15 protein-coding genes are annotated in these 15,414 nt (G+C 71.3%); 12 read left to right on the top strand and 3 right to left on the bottom strand.

Going from position 1 to position 15,414, the window contains the following annotated elements:
- Positions 1-2: 2 nt before the first annotated feature.
- Positions 3-1,304, bottom strand: coding sequence for an NADH:flavin oxidoreductase/NADH oxidase family protein (locus ACOQFR_RS08970; RefSeq protein WP_421381052.1), 1,302 nt, complete (start codon positions 1,302-1,304; stop codon positions 3-5).
- Positions 1,305-1,418: 114 nt separating this feature from the next.
- Between ACOQFR_RS08970 and ACOQFR_RS08965 the strand changes: the two genes are divergently transcribed.
- From ACOQFR_RS08965 to ACOQFR_RS08930, 8 genes are all read left to right on the top strand, one after another.
- Entirely contained in the window at positions 1,419-3,065 is a 1,647-nt protein-coding gene (locus ACOQFR_RS08965) for a methyl-accepting chemotaxis protein (protein ID WP_421381049.1), read from the top strand.
- A 15-nt stretch (positions 3,066-3,080) separates the two neighbouring features.
- Positions 3,081-3,527 (top strand): chemotaxis protein CheW, encoded by a 447-nt coding sequence (locus ACOQFR_RS08960; RefSeq protein ID WP_421381046.1) that lies wholly within the window; start codon positions 3,081-3,083, stop codon positions 3,525-3,527.
- The gene (locus ACOQFR_RS08955) at positions 3,524-4,849 is read left to right on the top strand and encodes a CheR family methyltransferase (protein ID WP_421381043.1); all 1,326 of its coding nucleotides are present in this window, start codon (positions 3,524-3,526) and stop codon (positions 4,847-4,849) included. The genes ACOQFR_RS08960 and ACOQFR_RS08955 overlap by 4 nt, the downstream gene beginning before the upstream one ends.
- A complete protein-coding gene (locus ACOQFR_RS08950; RefSeq protein ID WP_421381040.1) occupies positions 4,846-5,484 on the top strand; it encodes a chemotaxis protein CheW in 639 nt (212 codons plus the stop codon). Before ACOQFR_RS08955 ends, ACOQFR_RS08950 begins: the two co-directional genes overlap by 4 nt.
- Positions 5,481-8,042, top strand: a complete 2,562-nt coding sequence (locus tag ACOQFR_RS08945; RefSeq protein ID WP_421381037.1) for a hybrid sensor histidine kinase/response regulator — start codon at positions 5,481-5,483, stop codon at positions 8,040-8,042. The genes ACOQFR_RS08950 and ACOQFR_RS08945 overlap by 4 nt, the downstream gene beginning before the upstream one ends.
- Positions 8,039-9,034 carry a chemotaxis protein CheB gene (locus tag ACOQFR_RS08940; protein ID WP_421381034.1) on the top strand — a complete coding sequence of 332 codons (996 nt, stop codon included), beginning with the start codon at positions 8,039-8,041 and terminating at the stop codon, positions 9,032-9,034. Before ACOQFR_RS08945 ends, ACOQFR_RS08940 begins: the two co-directional genes overlap by 4 nt.
- Complete coding sequence (locus ACOQFR_RS08935; protein ID WP_421381031.1) at positions 9,034-10,197, top strand: GGDEF domain-containing response regulator; 1,164 nt, start codon at positions 9,034-9,036, stop codon at positions 10,195-10,197. Before ACOQFR_RS08940 ends, ACOQFR_RS08935 begins: the two co-directional genes overlap by 1 nt.
- A 61-nt stretch (positions 10,198-10,258) precedes the next feature.
- Entirely contained in the window at positions 10,259-10,651 is a 393-nt protein-coding gene (locus ACOQFR_RS08930; protein ID WP_421381028.1) for an MAPEG family protein, read from the top strand.
- A 63-nt stretch (positions 10,652-10,714) separates the two neighbouring features.
- On the opposite strand, the gene ACOQFR_RS08925 is transcribed toward ACOQFR_RS08930, so the two are convergent.
- Positions 10,715-11,623 (bottom strand): sensor domain-containing protein, encoded by a 909-nt coding sequence (locus ACOQFR_RS08925; protein WP_421381025.1) that lies wholly within the window; start codon positions 11,621-11,623, stop codon positions 10,715-10,717.
- The gene (locus ACOQFR_RS08920; protein ID WP_421381022.1) at positions 11,620-11,985 is read right to left on the bottom strand and encodes a PadR family transcriptional regulator; all 366 of its coding nucleotides are present in this window, start codon (positions 11,983-11,985) and stop codon (positions 11,620-11,622) included. Before ACOQFR_RS08920 ends, ACOQFR_RS08925 begins: the two co-directional genes overlap by 4 nt.
- 140 nt (positions 11,986-12,125) lie before the next feature.
- On the opposite strand from ACOQFR_RS08920, the gene ygiD reads away from it, so the two are divergent.
- From ygiD to ACOQFR_RS08900, 4 genes are read left to right on the top strand one after another with little or no spacing between them, the layout of a single operon-like run.
- Entirely contained in the window at positions 12,126-12,917 is a 792-nt protein-coding gene (ygiD, locus tag ACOQFR_RS08915) for a 4,5-DOPA dioxygenase extradiol (protein ID WP_421381019.1), read from the top strand.
- 15 nt (positions 12,918-12,932) lie between these two features.
- The gene (locus ACOQFR_RS08910; RefSeq protein WP_421381016.1) at positions 12,933-13,805 is read left to right on the top strand and encodes a bile acid:sodium symporter family protein; all 873 of its coding nucleotides are present in this window, start codon (positions 12,933-12,935) and stop codon (positions 13,803-13,805) included.
- Entirely contained in the window at positions 13,802-14,398 is a 597-nt protein-coding gene (locus ACOQFR_RS08905; protein ID WP_421381013.1) for a class I SAM-dependent DNA methyltransferase, read from the top strand. The genes ACOQFR_RS08910 and ACOQFR_RS08905 overlap by 4 nt, the downstream gene beginning before the upstream one ends.
- Positions 14,395-15,372 carry a serine/threonine protein kinase gene (locus ACOQFR_RS08900; protein WP_421381010.1) on the top strand — a complete coding sequence of 326 codons (978 nt, stop codon included), beginning with the start codon at positions 14,395-14,397 and terminating at the stop codon, positions 15,370-15,372. Before ACOQFR_RS08905 ends, ACOQFR_RS08900 begins: the two co-directional genes overlap by 4 nt.
- Positions 15,373-15,414: the final 42 nt, after the last annotated feature.

Genomic DNA, 15,414 nt, shown 5'->3' with positions numbered 1-15,414 from the left:
TCCTAGCGCCGCAGCTGCGCGGCCTTGCTCAGGTCATTCCACCAGTAACGCGCGAAGGAGCGCAGCATGCCACGCGACAGGTCCGGCGCGCGTCCGTCGGCCAGCCGGTCCATCTGCTGGTAGTACCAGCCCTGGGCGCCCAGCACGTTCACCATCTTGGCCAGCAGCCAGGGACTGGCCGGCGACAGCCGCCCGCGCGGGCGCAGGTACAGCCGGTGTTCGAAGGCAGGCAGTGTGTCGATCTCGCCCGCCAGCAGCCGGCGCGCCGCATCGGGATGGGTGCAGAACGGCCGGGCCAGGCCGATCAGGTCGGTGTCGCCGCTGGCCAGCGCCGCTTCCATGCCGGCGCGCGTGCGGAACCCGCCGGTGACCATCATCGGCATCGTCGCCACCCGCCGGATCGCGGCCGCGTAATCCAGGAAATAGGCTTCGCGCACCCGCGTGCTGGCGCGCACCTGCACCGCGTCGTCGTCGCGGCCCGACACGCCCAGCAGGCGCGGCTGCTCGTAGTTGCCGCCGGAAATCTCCAGCAGGTCAATGCCCGCGCCGTTGAGCAGGCCGACCACGCCCAGGCAGTCCTCGTGGCTGAAGCCGCCCTTGCGGAAATCGTCGGAATTGAGCTTCACCGAGACCGGGTAATCGGGCCCCACCGCCGCGCGCACGGCCCGCACGGTCTCGAGCAGGAAGCGGGCGCGGTTGGCCAGCGAGCCGCCCCAGGCATCGGTGCGGCGATTGGTCACCGGCGACAGGAAGCTGCTGAGCAGGTAGCCGTGGGCGCCATGCACCTGCACGCCGGTGAAGCCGCAGTCGCGGGCGATCACCGCGACCTGCGCGAAACGCTGCACCAGCTCCAGGATTTCGGCTTCCGTCAGCGCACGCGGTCGCGCGTAGTTGCCCAGCAGGTCGAGCTGCACGTCCGACGGCCCCACCGGTTGCCGCGTCACGTAGCGCGGCGACTGCCGGCCGGCGTGCGAGACCTGCATCCACAGCCCGTTGCCGCCTACCGTGCCGGCCGACGCCCAGGCCCTGAGCCGCGCGATCGCCTCGGCATCCACGCTGGGCGGATGGCGCGGATCGATGGCGACATTGCCCGGCCGCTCCAGCACATGCCGGTCGATCATCACGTTGCCGGTGATGTGCAGGCCGGCGCCGCCCTCGCTCCAGGCCCGGTAAAGGCGCACGTGGCGATCGGTCGCGCGCAGCCGGCCATCCCCCAGGCCCTCGGTCATCGCGGCCTTGCACAGGCGGTTGGGCAGCACGGCGCCGCAGGGCAGGCGCAGGGCTTGGGACAGCGGGTCGGTCATCTTGCACTCCCGGGCCGGATGGCCCATTAGACCGCATGCGGGCGGCCACGGGTCACCCGGGTGGCCCTTGGGTTGTGCTTAAATCGAGGGGTAATCCACAGGGGAGCGGAAGCGATGCGTGAGTCCCAACTGGCCGGCAGGCTGTCCCTGCTGGTGGCGGTGTTCGCCGGGCTGTTCCTGGTGTTCGGCTTCACGACCTGGCGCACGCTGGAACAGGTGCGGGTGAAGGGCCCGATCTACACCGAGATCGTGCTGGGCAAGGACCTGATCGCCGACGTGCTGCCGCCGCCGGCCTACATCATCGAGTCCTACCTGCTGACCCTGCAGATGGTGGACGAGACCGATCCCACCCGCATCTCGCAGCTGATCGAACGCGGCGACCAGCTGCGGCTGGACTTCGAGTCGCGCCAGGAGTTCTGGAAGCGCACGCTGGACAAGAACGAGCTGGGCGACCTGATGACGGTGCAGGCCAACCGCGCCGCCATCGAATTCTTCCGCGTCCGGGACGAGCAGTTCGTGCCGGCGGTGCGCGCCGGCGACCGCGACCGGGCCCGCGCGCTGCTGGTGCCGATGGGCCGCAGCTACGACACCCACCGCCGGGCCATCGACCGCGTGGTCGAGATCGCCACCCAGAACAACATCAACTTCGAGCGGGTGGCCGACGAGGTGATCGGCGAACAGAGCCGCACCCTGCTGATCCTGGGCGGCGCCATCCTGCTGGTGGTCGGGTTCATGGCCGTCTATGCCAACCGCTCGGCGCGGCAGCTGTCCTCGCGCATCCAGATGGCGGCCGACGTTGCCCACCGGGTCGCCTCCGGCGACCTGGCCACCGAGGTGCCGCCCGGCAACGACACCGACGAGGCCGGCCGCCTGCTCAAGGCCATCAGCGGCATGACCCAGAGCCTGCGCGCCCTGGTCACCCGCGCCAAGCAGGCGTCCATCGAGCTGATGAGCACGGCCACCGAGTTCGCCGCCACCAGCCGCCAGCAGGAAGCCACGGTGCAGAGCTTCGGCGCGTCCACCAACCAGATCGCCGCCGCGGTGAAGCAGATCAACGCCACCAGCGCCGAGCTGCTGTCCACCATGGAAGGCGTGAACGCCGTGGCCAGCCAGACCGCCGACCTCGCTGAGGATGGGCAGGCGGGCCTGCGCAATCTCGACACCACCATGGACCGCCTGGCCCAGGCCGCCAACACCATGGCGGCGCGGCTGGCCGCCATCCGCGAGGAGGCGGCCGAAATCACCGGCGTGGTCACCACCATTTCCAAGGTGGCCGACCAGACCAACCTGCTGTCCATCAATGCCGCCATCGAGGCCGAGAAGGCCGGCGAACAGGGCCTGGGCTTCCTGGTGCTGGCGCGCGAAATCCGCCGCCTCGCCGACCAGACCGCGGTGGCCACGCTGGACATCGAGCAGATGGTGAAGCAGATGCAGAACGCGGTGTCCGCGGGCGTGATGGAGATCGACCGCTTCGCCGAGGAAGTTCGCAGCGGCGTCGGCAACGTGGTGCGCGTGGGCGGCCAGTTTGGCCAGATCATCAGCCAGGTCAAGACGCTTTCCGAGCGCTTCGACGCGGTCAACCACGGCATGCGCAGCCAGGGCCAGGGCGCGCGCCAGATCGGCGACGCCATGGGCCAGCTGATCGACGGTGCCCGCCAGACCTCGGTGTCCCTGCGCGAGTTCAACAGCGCCACCGAAAGCCTGCGCGACGCGGTGTCGGTGCTGAAGCAGGAAATCGCCCAGTTCAACGTCGGCAACTGAGTCCAAAGCGCGACGATGCTGGCGATCGCATTCCAGGTGGGCGAGCTGCGGCTGGCGCTGCCGGCCTCGTTCGTGGTGGAACTGCTGCCGCGGCGCACCCTGCGCCCGCTTGCCCTGGCGCCCGATGGCGTCATCGGCCTGCTGCCCTTCCGCGGCACGCTCACGCCGGTGGTGGACCTGTGCCGGCTGGCCCTGGGCCGCGATTCGCGGCCGCTGCGTTCGACCCGCCTGATGGTGCTGTCGCTGCCGCAGGACCCGGGCCAGCGCCTGGTCGGCCTGCTGGCCGAAAACGTGCTCGACCTGGTGGCGATGGGCGACACCCTGCCCGGCCTGGCGGTGGCCGGTGCGCCCTGGCTGGGCGAACACCTGGCGCACAGCGCCGGCCTGCCCCAGCTGGTGGACCCGATGCAGCTGCTCCCGGCCGAGCTGGCCGCGCTCTACCAGCAGGCCGCCCCGGCATGAGCCGCGCCGCGCTGCTGGACCTGCTGCAGACGCGCCTGGGCCTGGACCCGGGCACGCTGGGCGCGCGCGTGGTGGACGATGCCTTCGCCGACGCCCGCCGCGCGCTGGCGGCGGCCGACGATGCCGCGCTTTACCGCAAGGTGCTGCTCGACGCCGAGGCCTTCGGTGAATTCTGCGAATGTTTCGTCGTGCCCGAGACCTGGTTCTTCCGCGCCGCCGAACAGTTCCAGGACCTGGCCCGCCATGCCCGCGAACAGCCGGCACGGCGACCGCTGCGCGTGCTCAGCCTGCCCTCCTCCACCGGCGAGGAGGCTTACTCGGCGGCCATCACCCTGCTCGAGGCCGGGCTGGCGCCTGCCGACATCGACGTGCTGGGCATCGATGTCTCGCAGGCCGCGATCCGCCGCGCGCAGGCCGGCGTGTTCCGCCGCAGTGCACTGCGTGGCCAGCCGGTGCCGACGCCCTGGCTGCACGAAGCGGCCGACGGCAGCCTGCAGGCCGACCCGGTGCTGCGCCGCTGCGTTCGCTTCCGGGTGGGCAATGCGCTCGATCCCGGGCTGCTGCGCGCGGAAGACCCGTTCGACGTGGTGTTCTGCCGCAACCTGCTGATCTATCTGCACCCGGAAGCGCGCGGGCAGCTGCTGCACACTTTGCTGTCGGCGTCGCAGGTGCCGGCCCTGGTGCTGGCCGGCCAGGCGGAAGTGCTGAGTTCGATGTCGGATGCGCTGCAGCCTTACGAAGGCGGCTGCCCGCTGAGCTTCATCCATGGCGGGCCGCGGGCCGCGGCCAGCGTGGGGTCGGGGCGGTCCGCCGCGCCACGCCGGCAGGCCACCGGCACGATGGAACGGCTGTCGTCGACCGGCGCGCGAAGCCGCTCGGTCCCCGCCCCGGCCCGTGAGCCGGCGCCTGCCGTGCCGCGCGGCGATGCGACGTCCCAGGGAGGGGCACCCCCGCGCGAACGCGCGTCCGTCCCGTTGGTTGCCGATGCCGTCGCCGCGCCGGACGACGCCATCCGGCTTGCACACGACCTCGCCGATGCCGGCCACGTGGACCAGGCCCGCGCCGCCTGCCTGCTGCACCTCGCGCGTCAGCCGGCCGATGTCGCTGCGCTGTATCTGCTGGGCCTGCTTGAGTCCGCGTCCGGGCATGCCGATGCCGCCGACCGCGCGTTCACGCAGGTGCTCTACCTCGACCGCAACCACCTGGACGCCATCGAACAGCGCATCGGCCTGGCCGAACGCCGGGGTGCCGGTGACCAGGCGCGCGACCTGCGCGCGCGCGCCGCCCGCCTGCGCCAGCGCCATCGCGAGGCCTCGCCGTGACCGGCCTGCCCGCCAACTGCTGGCGCGTGATCGGCGTGCAGGGCGGCGACCAGAGCTGCGAACGCCTGCTGGAAGTCCTGCACTGCCGCAACTGCCCGATCTACGCGGCCGCGGCACGGCAGCTGCTCGACCGCGAATCACCGCTGGAGGACAGCGACGAGATCCCGTCCGACACCCGCCGCGCCACCAGCACGCGCACGGCGCTGGTGTTCCGCCTGGGACAGCAGTGGCTCGGGCTGCCGCCCGGCCTGGTGGCGGAAGTCGCGGCCAACCCGCCCGTGCGTCGGCTCGCGCACCGCACGGACGGCCGCATCGAGGGTGTGGTGAACGTGCGCGGCGAGCTGCGCCTGTGCGTGTCGCTGGTCGAGCTGCTGGGCCTGGGCCGCCGCGATCCGGGCGGCGCCACCGCGCGCCTGGTGCTGGTGGAAGACGAGAGTGGCCCGCTGGCGTTCCGCTGCGACGAAGTGCGCGGCCTGCTGCCCTATTCCGACGATGCCGTCGAACCGCCGCCCGACACGCTGCGGGCGCCGCTGGATGCCTGCGTGCGCGCGATGATGCCGACTGCGTCGGGGCACGTGGCCTTGCTGGATGCGGACGCGGTGACCCGCCTGCTGCGGTCGGCGGTGTTCGAATGAAGGCATTGTGGCCGCTGATGCAGGAGGAACTGGCGCGCCTGCTGCCGCAGCTGCGCCGTTTCGCCGATGCGCTGGCGCACGGCGAGGACGGCGCCGCCGCCGCGCAGTGGCAGCGTCGCCTCGCCGGCTTCCAGGGCGCCACGCGCGCGCTGGGCGACACGCCGCTGCCGGCGGTGATCGAGCGAATGCAGGGCCTGTGGCAGGGCGTCGGCTCGCGCGAGGAACACGTGGCGCAGGCGCGGCGCTGGATGGACGCGCTCACGGCCATCGCTGCCCAAGAATTCGAGCCGGCCATCGCCGCCCTGCAGGCCTTGGCCAACGAACCGGCCGCGATCGCGGTGCCCGCGCCGGCCGCCGTGCCCGCGGGCGTGGACGCGCGCCTGCGGGCCCTGTTCGCGACGGAAGTGGACGACAAGTGCAACGCCATGGAGCGTGTGCTGCTGCAGCTGGAGCAATCACCCGAGCGGCTCGAGCTGGTGGCGCCGCTGATGCGCGCCGCGCACTCGATCAAGGGCGCGGCCCGCGCCGTGCGCAACGAGGACGCGGTGCGGCTGGCGCATGCGCTGGAAGACTGCCTGAGCGCCGCGCAAAAGCGCGCGCTGCCGCTGGACGCCGAACGCCTGGATCTGGCGCTGCGTGCGGTGGATCGCCTGCGCCGGCTGGGCACCGACGATTCGCCGGCCGCGCGCCAGGCCGCCGCGGAACTGTGCACGGCGCTGCTGGCGGCCCCGGGTCCGGCCGCGCCCGCGACCGCGCCCGGTGCCGCCACGCTGGCGGCACCGGTGCCGACCTACATCGACGTGGAGGACACCGACCCGATCCTGCGCGTGCGCGCCAGCCACGTCGGCCGCCTGATCGCGCTGGCCGGCACCGGCATGGTCGAAAACCGCCGCCTGCGTCCGTTCGGCGAACGCCAGCAGCGCCTGCGCCGCGATCTCGCGGCGGCCTCGCGCCTGCTCGACGAGTTGCACCACGAACTCGGCGCCCCCAGCCCGCAGACGCCCGTGGGCAGCCAGCTGGCGGGGCTGCGCCAGCAGCTGTCGTCCTCGCGCGGCACCATCAACCAATGGCTGGACGAGTTCGGGGCCTACGAGCGCGAATCGGCCGACCTCACCGAGCGGCTCTACCACCACGCGTCACAAACCCGGCTGCGGCCCTTCGCCGATATCGCCGAGTCCTACCCGCGCATGGTGCGCGACCTGTCGCGCCAGCTTGGCAAGCGTGCGCGTGCGGTGCTGTCGGGCGAGCAGCTGGCCGTGGACCGCGACGTGCTCGAGCGCCTGGACGCGCCGCTGACCCACCTGCTGCGCAACGCCCTCGACCACGGCATCGAGGATCCGGCCCGCCGGCTCGCGGCCGGCAAGCCCGAAGAAGGCCTGCTGAACATCGCTGCCAGCTATCGCGCCGGCATGCTGTCCATCGAGGTCAGCGACGACGGCGCCGGCATCGACTTCCAGCGCGTCCGCGCCAGGCTGCGCAGCGAGCGCGGACTGTCGGACGAGGAGGCGGCGGCGCTGGACGAGGACACTTTGTCGGAATCCCTGTTCGCGGCCGGGTTCACCACGCGCGAGGAAGTCAGCGAGATCAGCGGGCGTGGGGTGGGCCTGGACGTGGTGCGGCAGATGCTGAAGCAGCTCGAGGGCAGCGTGCGCCTGCACTCCACGCCGGGCGCCGGCACCCGGTTCAGCCTGCTGGTGCCGATTTCCCGCGCCGTCACCCGCGCGGTGGCCGTGGGCGTGGCCGGCGAAACCTACGCTTTCCCGCTGCTGCGCATCGAACGCCTGGTGCGCGCCTCGCCCGACCAGATCCACCGCCGCGAAGGCATGCAGTACCTGGCGCTGGAGGGCCAGAACATCGGCCTGGTGCCCTTGGCCGAACTGCTGGACCTGGGCAACACGCGCGGCGGCGGCGAAGGCACGGACATCGTGGTGGTGGCGCAAGACGGCCGTCGCGCCGGCTTCGCGGTGGACTCGGTGCTCGGCGAATTCGACCTGGCCACCCGCCCGCTGGACGCGCGCCTGGGCCGGGTCGCCGACCTGGCCGCGCTGGCGCTGATGCCCGACGGCGCGCCGGTGGTGCTGCTGGACACCGAAGACCTAATGCGCGGCGCGCTGGAGCGCGAGCGCCAGCATGGCCGCCTCGCGGGCCAGGGCGACGAGGCGGACGCCAGCCGGCGGCGTCGCGTGCTGGTGGTGGACGACTCGATCTCGGTGCGCGAGCTGGTGCGCCAGCTGCTGTCGGCCAAGGGTTTCGACGTGGAGGTGGCTGTGGACGGCATGGACGCCTGGATGCGCCTGCGTGAATGGCCCTGCGATCTGGTGGTGACCGACGTGGACATGCCGCGCATGGACGGCATCGAACTGACCCGCTCGATCAAGCAGGACCCGCGCCTGCGCAACCTGCCCGTGGTGATCGTGTCCTACCGCGACCGGCCCGAAGACCGCAGCCGTGGCCTGGAAGTGCACGCCGACGCCTACCTCACCAAGAGCGATTTCCAGGAACATGGCTTCCTGGACGTCGTGCACTCCCTCATCGGCGACGCCGAGGCCCCGGAATGAAACTCGCCATCGCCCACCGCGACCGCCTCGTGCGCGAAGCCCTGCGCCGCACCCTGTCACGCAGCGACCACGAACTGCTTTGGCAGGCCGCGGACCGCACCGAACTCGAGCGCGAATGCCGCCGCCAGCCCCCCGCCCTGCTGCTGGTCGAGCTCGAGCTGCTGGGCCGCCGGGCCGAACACCTGCCGCGCCTGATCGAAGGCGGCATTTCGGTGATCGCGCTGGCGTCCAGCCAGGCGGCGGGCGACGGCTACGAGGCGCTCGGGCTGGGCGCCCTGGGCCTGATCGAGCCGCCGCGGCTGGACGAGAGTGGTGAACTGATCGGAGGCCAGCGCACGCTCACGCGCATCCAGCGCCTGGCCAGCCTGGTCGGTCCGGCCGGCATCGGCAGCCCGGCCGCCACCGCCGCCCCCAGCACGCGGCAGCCGCCGATCATCGCGCTCGGCGCCTCCACCGGCGGCCCCCTCGCGCTGGCCAAGGTACTGGCCAGCCTGCCGACCGACCTGCAGGCCGCGGTGCTGATCGTGCAGCACATCGAAAGTGAATTCACCAGCGGCCTGGCCGAGTGGCTGGGCAGCCAGAGCAAGCTGCCGGTGTCGGTGGCCGAACGGGGCGACACGCCGCGCGCGGGCCGTGTCTACGTCGCCGGCAGCGGCGGCCACCTGGTGCTGCTGCCCTCGCTGCAGTTCAGCCGCCAGGCCGCGCGCGCGAGTGAGCTGCACGTGCCCAGCGTCGATGCACTGTTCACCAGCCTGGCCCTGCACGCGGCGCCGGGCGTGGCCGCCCTGCTGACCGGCATGGGCAGCGACGGCGTCGCGGGCCTGGGCGAGATGCGCCGGCGCGGCTGGCACACGCTGGCGCAGGACGAACGCAGCAGCGTGGTGTACGGCATGCCGCGCGCGGCGATGGAATCGGGCGCCGCGCAGCAGGCGCTGGACCTGGCGGCGATCGGACCGGCGCTGGTGCGCCAGCTGGCGAAGGGGCGCGCGTGATGGACGAGACCCTGCGCGTGCTGATCGTCGACGACCAGCCGATCATCCTGGAGGCGGTGCGCTCCATGCTGGCGCTGGCCCCCGAACTCGAGGTCACCACCACCTCCGATGCCGACGGCGCCATCGTGCTGGCCCTGCAGCTGCGGCCGCACGTGGTGCTGCTGGACTTGAACATGGAGCCGGTGGACGGACTGGAAGTCCTGTCGCGCCTGCGCGCCGATCCCGATCTCACCGACGTGTCCGTGGTGATGCTGTCCGCGGCCGAGGAGCCCGAAACCAAGGTGGAGGCCTTCCGCCGCGGCGCCAACGATTACGTGGTCAAGCTGCCCAGCCCGCTCGAGCTGGTCGCGCGCGTGCGCTACCACGCGCGCGCGGCCGCGGCCGCCGAGGCGCGCGAGGCCGCGTTCCAGGCCCTGATCGAAAGCCGGGCGGCGCTGGAGGCGCGCAACCAGCAGGTGGAAAGCCAGAAGGCGCAGCTGGAGCTGATGAATCGCGAACTGACCGAGGCCAGCCTGACCGACGCGCTGACCGGGCTGCGCAACCGTCGCTACCTGAAGTTTTTCCTCGAGCAGGCGCCGAACCTGCCGCAGCCCCCGACCGAACGACGGCACCGCGCGCCCGGCCATTTCACTTTCTGCCTGTTCGACCTGGACCACTTCAAGCAGATCAACGACCGCTACGGCCACGAGACCGGCGACGCCGTGCTGGTGGAGGTGGCCCGCCGCCTGCGCCAGAACCTGCGCGAGAACGACGGGCTGCTGCGCTGGGGCGGCGAAGAATTCCTGGTGGTCGGCCACGGCTACGACTACGAGGGCGCGCGTGATTTCGCCTACCGCGTGCTGCACAGCGTCAGCGAAACCCCGATGCGCCTGCCGGGCGGGCTCAGCCTGCGCGTCACCTGTTCGCTCGGCTACGCGCCCCTGCCCTGGGTGGGCAGCGACGGCGCGCAGCTCAGCCGAGACCAGGTGCTGAACCTGGCCGACGTGGCGCTGTACCTGAGCAAGCTCGAAGGCCGTAATCGCGGCTACGGCGTGTTTCCGGGCCCCGACCAGGACGTGGTCGGCCGGCTCTCCGACCTGGGCCTGGACCCGCACTCGCTGCGACAGGAAAACGGCAAGGGCGTGCAGCTGGTCGCGCTTGCCGGCCCGGTGACAACGCCTTGACTGCCGATCCGGTTCCGCCCACTGCGGCGGCACCCCCTCTTCTTCCCGACAGGACTCCGCCATGCATCCCTACATCGCCCTGATCACCCTGCTCACCGTGCTGCTGCTGATGGCCACCCTGATCATGGTGGGCCGCGCCCGCGGCCGCTACGGCATCAAGGCACCGGCCACCACCGGCCACGAGGGTTTCGAGCGCATCTTCCGCGTGCAGGGCAACACCCAGGAGGCGGCGCTGATGTTCCTGCCCGCGCTGTGGGTCGCGGCGGAGTTCGGTGCGGTGTGGCTGGCCGCCACCCTCGGCGCGCTGTGGCTGCTGGGACGCGTGTGGTACGTGCTGGCCTATGCCAACCCCGCCAGGAGCCGCGCGATGCCCTTTACCGTCGCCGGCCTGGCGAACGTGGTGCTGGTGGCACAGGGACTGTGGGGCGTCATCTGGACCTTCGTGCTGGCCTGACGGCCCGGCCACCGGAACGGCGGGCCGCTGCGGGCCCGCCGTCGACCGCCACGCCTGGGCGCTTCACGCGTGCTGGGCAGTCTTGACCAGCAGGTGCTTGGCCAGCGTGCCGTGCAGCCAGCCGACCAGCTTCGCCAGGTGCAGGGTCAGGAACAGGCCCAGCACGCCGACCAGCAGAAGCAGCGGCAATTCCCACATCGCCGGCAGCGTGACGTACCAGTCCACGTCCAACATGCCGATGCCCAGGATTTCCGCCAGCGCCACCACGAAGGCGGCAATCAGGCCCAGGGACACCGACAGCAGCGTCACCGCGACCGTGAAGTAGACGATGCCCAGCGGCAGCATCAGCAGCATGTACAGCATCGTCGTCCAGGTGCGCGGATCGGTGAACATGCGGCCGATGCGCGTCATCAGCGGCAGCCCGCGCTCGGCGTACAGCGGCCGGCGCGGCATGCGCTCGCCCAGCATCACTTCCACCAGCCGGCCTTCGACCAGCGACAGCAGCCGCACGACGCCCAGGAACAGGATCACGAACGGGATGCCGATGATCAGCACGGCCAGCCCGGCCGACAGGCTCAGCCCGGTCACCACCACCGTGAAGTAGACGATGCCGGTGGCCATCGACAGCAGCATGTAGAACAGCGCCGTCCACGCCCTGGCGTCGGTCACGACGCCGAAGAATCCGCCCAGGGCGCTGCGCTGCGCCGGCTTCGGCGGCGGGCTCAGCGCCTTGCTCACCTGCACTTCCGTGTCGCGGTAGATGTCGGCCACTTCCTCGGGCGCGCCGTAGGTGGTGGCGATGTTGGCCAGCAGGGTGGCCTCGTCGGTGCCGGGGTTGTCCGCCAGTTCCGAGCGCAGGTATTCCTCGGCGTCGTACAGCGCGTCCTGCACCAGGGCGGGGTCGGCGCCGCGCAGCGCGTGCCGCAGCTGGTCGAGGTAGTCGGGGATGGTTTTCGGGGTGGCGGCATTCATCGCAGGTTTCCTTCCAGCACGGAATCGACGGATCGGCGGGTGGTTTGCCAAGTGGCGGCCCAGTCGGCCAGTACCTGGCTGCCCAGCTCGGTGATGCGGTAGTAGCGGCGCGGCGGGCCAGAGACCGAGGGCTCGACGTGGCTCTCGGCAAGGCCGGCGGCGCTGAGGTTGCGCAATACCGGGTAGAGCGCGCTCTGCTTGCCCACCAGCAGCGGGTCGCCGGTGAGCTCGAGCCGCTTGGCGATCTGGTAGCCGTACAGCGGCTCGGTGGACTGCCCCAGCACCGCCAGCAGCACCAGGGAGACGGTGCCGGCACTGAGCTCCTTCTGGAATTTCTTCACGTGGCTTTCGGTTTCGACCATGCCCCTGCCCTCGACTGCCGGATACAGCCCACTTGGCTATATCGTTAAGTCCACACTAGCTGCCGGCACGCGGGACGCGCAGTGCCGGAAGTCAGGGTGGTAGTGTTTAGGCAGGCCCCGACCCCCAGGAGAGTTCCTCGATGAGCCCCGCGTCCCTGTCCGGCCCGATGCCCACGGTGTTCCTGGGCCACGGTTCGCCAATGAACGCCATCGAGGACAACCAGTGGCGGCGAAGTTGGCAGGTCCTGGGCCAGCGCCTGCCCCGGCCCAAGGCCATCCTGTGCATCTCCGCGCATTGGGAAACCCAGGGCATCTACGTCAGCGCCGCCGAGCGGCCCGACACCATCCATGATTTCCACGGATTCCCGCGTGCCCTGTTCGACGTGCGCTATCCCGCGCCCGGCAGCCCGGCGCTGGCCCATCGCGTCGCCGAGCTGATCCCGCAGCCGCGCGTGCACCTGGACAGCCACCGCGGCCTGGACCACGGCGCCTGGGGCGTGCTGCGGCCGATGTACCCCGAGGCCGACATCCCGGTGGTGCAGATGAGCCTGTCCATACTGCAGCCCGGCGCCTGGCACTACGACATCGCCAAACAGCTGGCGCCGCTGCGCGACGAAGGCGTGCTGGTGGTGGGCACCGGCAACATCGTGCACAACCTGCGGCTGTGGCGGCAGAACAAGCCCGAGCCCTATGACTGGGCGCTGCGCTTCGACGAGGACATCGCCGAGCGCATCGCCGAAGGGCACCACGAAGGCATGCTGGGCTACGAGACCCTGGGCCCCGACGCGCACCTGGCCGTGCCGACGCCCGAACACTACCTGCCCCTGCTGTACGTGCTCGCGCTGCAGCGTCCCGAGGACAAGGTGGAATTCTTCAACGAGTCGGTATCGGGATCGATCTCGATGCGTTCCGTGCTGATCGGCGCCGACTGAGCCGGGGAGGCGCGCGTGCAGGACAATCCGCTGCTGGTGCTGTTCCTTCCGCTCGCGCTGGCCGTGGTGATGGCCGGCCTGGGACTGCACCTGACCCTGGCCGATTTCCGCCGCGTGCTGAAGATGCCGCGCGCGGTGCTGCTGGCGCTGGCCGTGCAGTCGCTGCTGCTGCCGCCGCTGGCCTTCCTGGTGTGCCGCGCCTTCAACCTGCCCGGTGAGCTGGCGCTGGGGCTGGTGCTGCTGGCGGCGTCGCCCGGCGGCGTCACGGCCAACCTGTTCAGCCATCTCGCGCGCGGCGACGTCGCGCTCAACATCACGCTCACCGCCATCAACAGCCTGCTGGCCCTGCTGACGCTGCCGCTGTGGACCGCGCTGGCGCTGTCGGTGTTCCTGGGCGCCGAGGCCAGCGTGCCGCCGCCCATCGGCAAGGTGATGGAAGTGGCCGTGCTGGTGATCGTGCCGGTGGCCCTGGGCATGGCGCTGCGCGGCTGGCAGCCGGCGCTGGCCGACGCCGCCGAGAAACCCGTGCGCACGCTGTCCTCGCTGCTGCTGGGCGTGCTGATTGTGATGGCCTTCATGTCCGAGTGGGAAATGGTGAAGCAGTTCGCGCCGGTGGTCGGCCTGGCCTGCGTCGTGTTCAACCTGATCAGCCTGCTGTCGGGTTACTTCGCGTCCCGCGCCGCGCGCCTGGCCGAGCCGCAGGCGATCGCCATCAGCTTCGAGATCGGCATCCACAACGGCACCCTGGCCATCTTCATCGCCATCGAAGTGCTGCAGCGCTCGCAGGCGGCGATCGCGCCGGCGGTGTATTCGCTCAGCATGTACCTCACCGCCGCGCTCTTCGCGCTGTGGCTGCTGCGCCGGCGCCAGGCACCCGCGCCGCCATGAGCAAGACCTACGACCGCCGCTACTTCGACACCTGGTACCGCCAGCGCGACCTGGGCGGCAAGGCCGCGCTGGCGCGGAAAGTGGCGCTGGCGGTGGCGGTGGCCGAACTGCACCTGGGCCGCCCGGTGCGATCGGTGCTGGACGTGGGCTGCGGCGAAGGCGCCTGGCGCGCGCCGCTGCTGGCCCTGCGTCCGAAGCTGCGCTACATGGGCGTGGATTCGAGCGATTACGCCATCCGCCGGCACGGCCTGCGCCGCAACCTGCACTGGCTGCCGTTCGGCGACCTGGCCGCACTGCCGCCTGGCAAGCCGGTGGACCTGCTGGTGTGCTCGGACGTGATGCACTACCTGCCCGACGACGAACTGCTGCGCGGCCTGGCCGAATTCTCGCGCCTGTGCTCGGGCGTGGCCTTCCTGGAAGTGTTCGCCGAAGGTGACGACATCATCGGCGACCTGCACGAGATGCGCCGCCGGCCCGCGGCCTGGTATCGCCGCGCCTTCGCCCGGGCCGGCTTCACGGCCGTCGGCTCGCAGGCCTACCTGAGCCGCGAGCTGGCCGCGGCCGCCACGGCGCTGGAACTGGCCGCGAAGTGAGCGACACGCCCTACGCCGACCTCGACCCCGACCGCATCCTGGACGCCATCGAGTCGCTGGGGCTGCGCAGCGACGGCCGCGTGCTCGGGCTCAACAGCTACGAAAACCGCGTCTACCGGATCGGCATGGAGGACGGGCCGCCGCTGGTGGCCAAGTTCTACCGGCCCGGCCGCTGGACCGACGAAGCAATTGACGAGGAGCACAGCTTCGCGGCGCAGCTGCAGGCCGCCGACCTGTCGGTGGTGGCGCCGCTGCACCATGCCGGCCGCAGCCTGCACCACCACGGCGGCCATCGCTTCGCGCTGTTCCCGCTGCGTGGCGGCCACGCCCCGGAGCCCGGCGACCGCGAAACGCTGCGCCACATCGGCCGCGTGCTCGGCCGCCTGCATGCGGTCGGTGACGGCGAACGCTTCCGCCACCGCGGCGCGCTGACCCTGGACAGCCACGGCCACGATCCCATCGACTACCTGCTGGATGAAGGCTGGATTCCGCCCGAGCTGGAAGGCAACTTCGAATCGCTGGCCGAGGCGCTGCTCGATGCCATGCACGACTGCCACGACCGTGCCGGCGACGTGCACATGCTGCGCATCCACGGCGACATCCATCCCGGCAACATCCTGTGGCGCGAGGACCAGGCGCACTTCGTCGACCTCGACGACACCCTCACCGGCCCGGCGGTGCAGGACCTGTGGATGCTGGCGGGCCGGCGCGAGGACAGTGCCGAACCCCTGCGCTGGCTGCTGGAGGGCTACGAGCAGTTCCGCCCCTTCGACCGCCGCGAGCTGCACCTGATCGAACCCCTGCGCACGCTGCGCCTGCTGCACTACAACGCCTGGATCGCCCGGCGCTGGCACGACCCGGCCTTCCCGGTGGCCTTCCCCTGGTTCCAGGCCCCACGCCACTGGGAATCGGTGATCACGCAGATGCAGGAACAGCTGGCCGCGCTGCAGGAAGCGCCGCCGGACCCGGACTGACCGTCGCGCGGCGATGCGCTAGTCTTCGGCAACCTCGAATGG

Source organism: Arenimonas sp. MALMAid1274, from assembly GCF_049195245.1.
In the GTDB taxonomy this organism is placed as follows: domain Bacteria; phylum Pseudomonadota; class Gammaproteobacteria; order Xanthomonadales; family Xanthomonadaceae; genus Arenimonas.
This window is presented reverse-complemented; position numbering and strand designations above follow the sequence as displayed.

Excerpts from the sequence above, each read along its gene's own strand:
- ACOQFR_RS08970 (WP_421381052.1), bottom strand. The coding sequence starts at position 1,304 with ATGACCGACCCGCTGTCCCAAGCCCTGCGCCTGCCCTGCGGCGCCGTG.
- ACOQFR_RS08965 (WP_421381049.1), top strand. The coding sequence starts at position 1,419 with ATGCGTGAGTCCCAACTGGCCGGCAGGCTGTCCCTGCTGGTGGCGGTG.
- ACOQFR_RS08960 (WP_421381046.1), top strand. The coding sequence starts at position 3,081 with ATGCTGGCGATCGCATTCCAGGTGGGCGAGCTGCGGCTGGCGCTGCCG.
- ACOQFR_RS08955 (WP_421381043.1), top strand. The coding sequence starts at position 3,524 with ATGAGCCGCGCCGCGCTGCTGGACCTGCTGCAGACGCGCCTGGGCCTG.
- ACOQFR_RS08945 (WP_421381037.1), top strand. The coding sequence starts at position 5,481 with ATGAAGGCATTGTGGCCGCTGATGCAGGAGGAACTGGCGCGCCTGCTG.
- ACOQFR_RS08940 (WP_421381034.1), top strand. The coding sequence starts at position 8,039 with ATGAAACTCGCCATCGCCCACCGCGACCGCCTCGTGCGCGAAGCCCTG.
- ACOQFR_RS08935 (WP_421381031.1), top strand. The coding sequence starts at position 9,034 with ATGGACGAGACCCTGCGCGTGCTGATCGTCGACGACCAGCCGATCATC.
- ACOQFR_RS08930 (WP_421381028.1), top strand. The coding sequence starts at position 10,259 with ATGCATCCCTACATCGCCCTGATCACCCTGCTCACCGTGCTGCTGCTG.
- ACOQFR_RS08925 (WP_421381025.1), bottom strand. The coding sequence starts at position 11,623 with ATGAATGCCGCCACCCCGAAAACCATCCCCGACTACCTCGACCAGCTG.
- ACOQFR_RS08920 (WP_421381022.1), bottom strand. The coding sequence starts at position 11,985 with ATGGTCGAAACCGAAAGCCACGTGAAGAAATTCCAGAAGGAGCTCAGT.
- ygiD (WP_421381019.1), top strand. The coding sequence starts at position 12,126 with ATGAGCCCCGCGTCCCTGTCCGGCCCGATGCCCACGGTGTTCCTGGGC.
- ACOQFR_RS08905 (WP_421381013.1), top strand. The coding sequence starts at position 13,802 with ATGAGCAAGACCTACGACCGCCGCTACTTCGACACCTGGTACCGCCAG.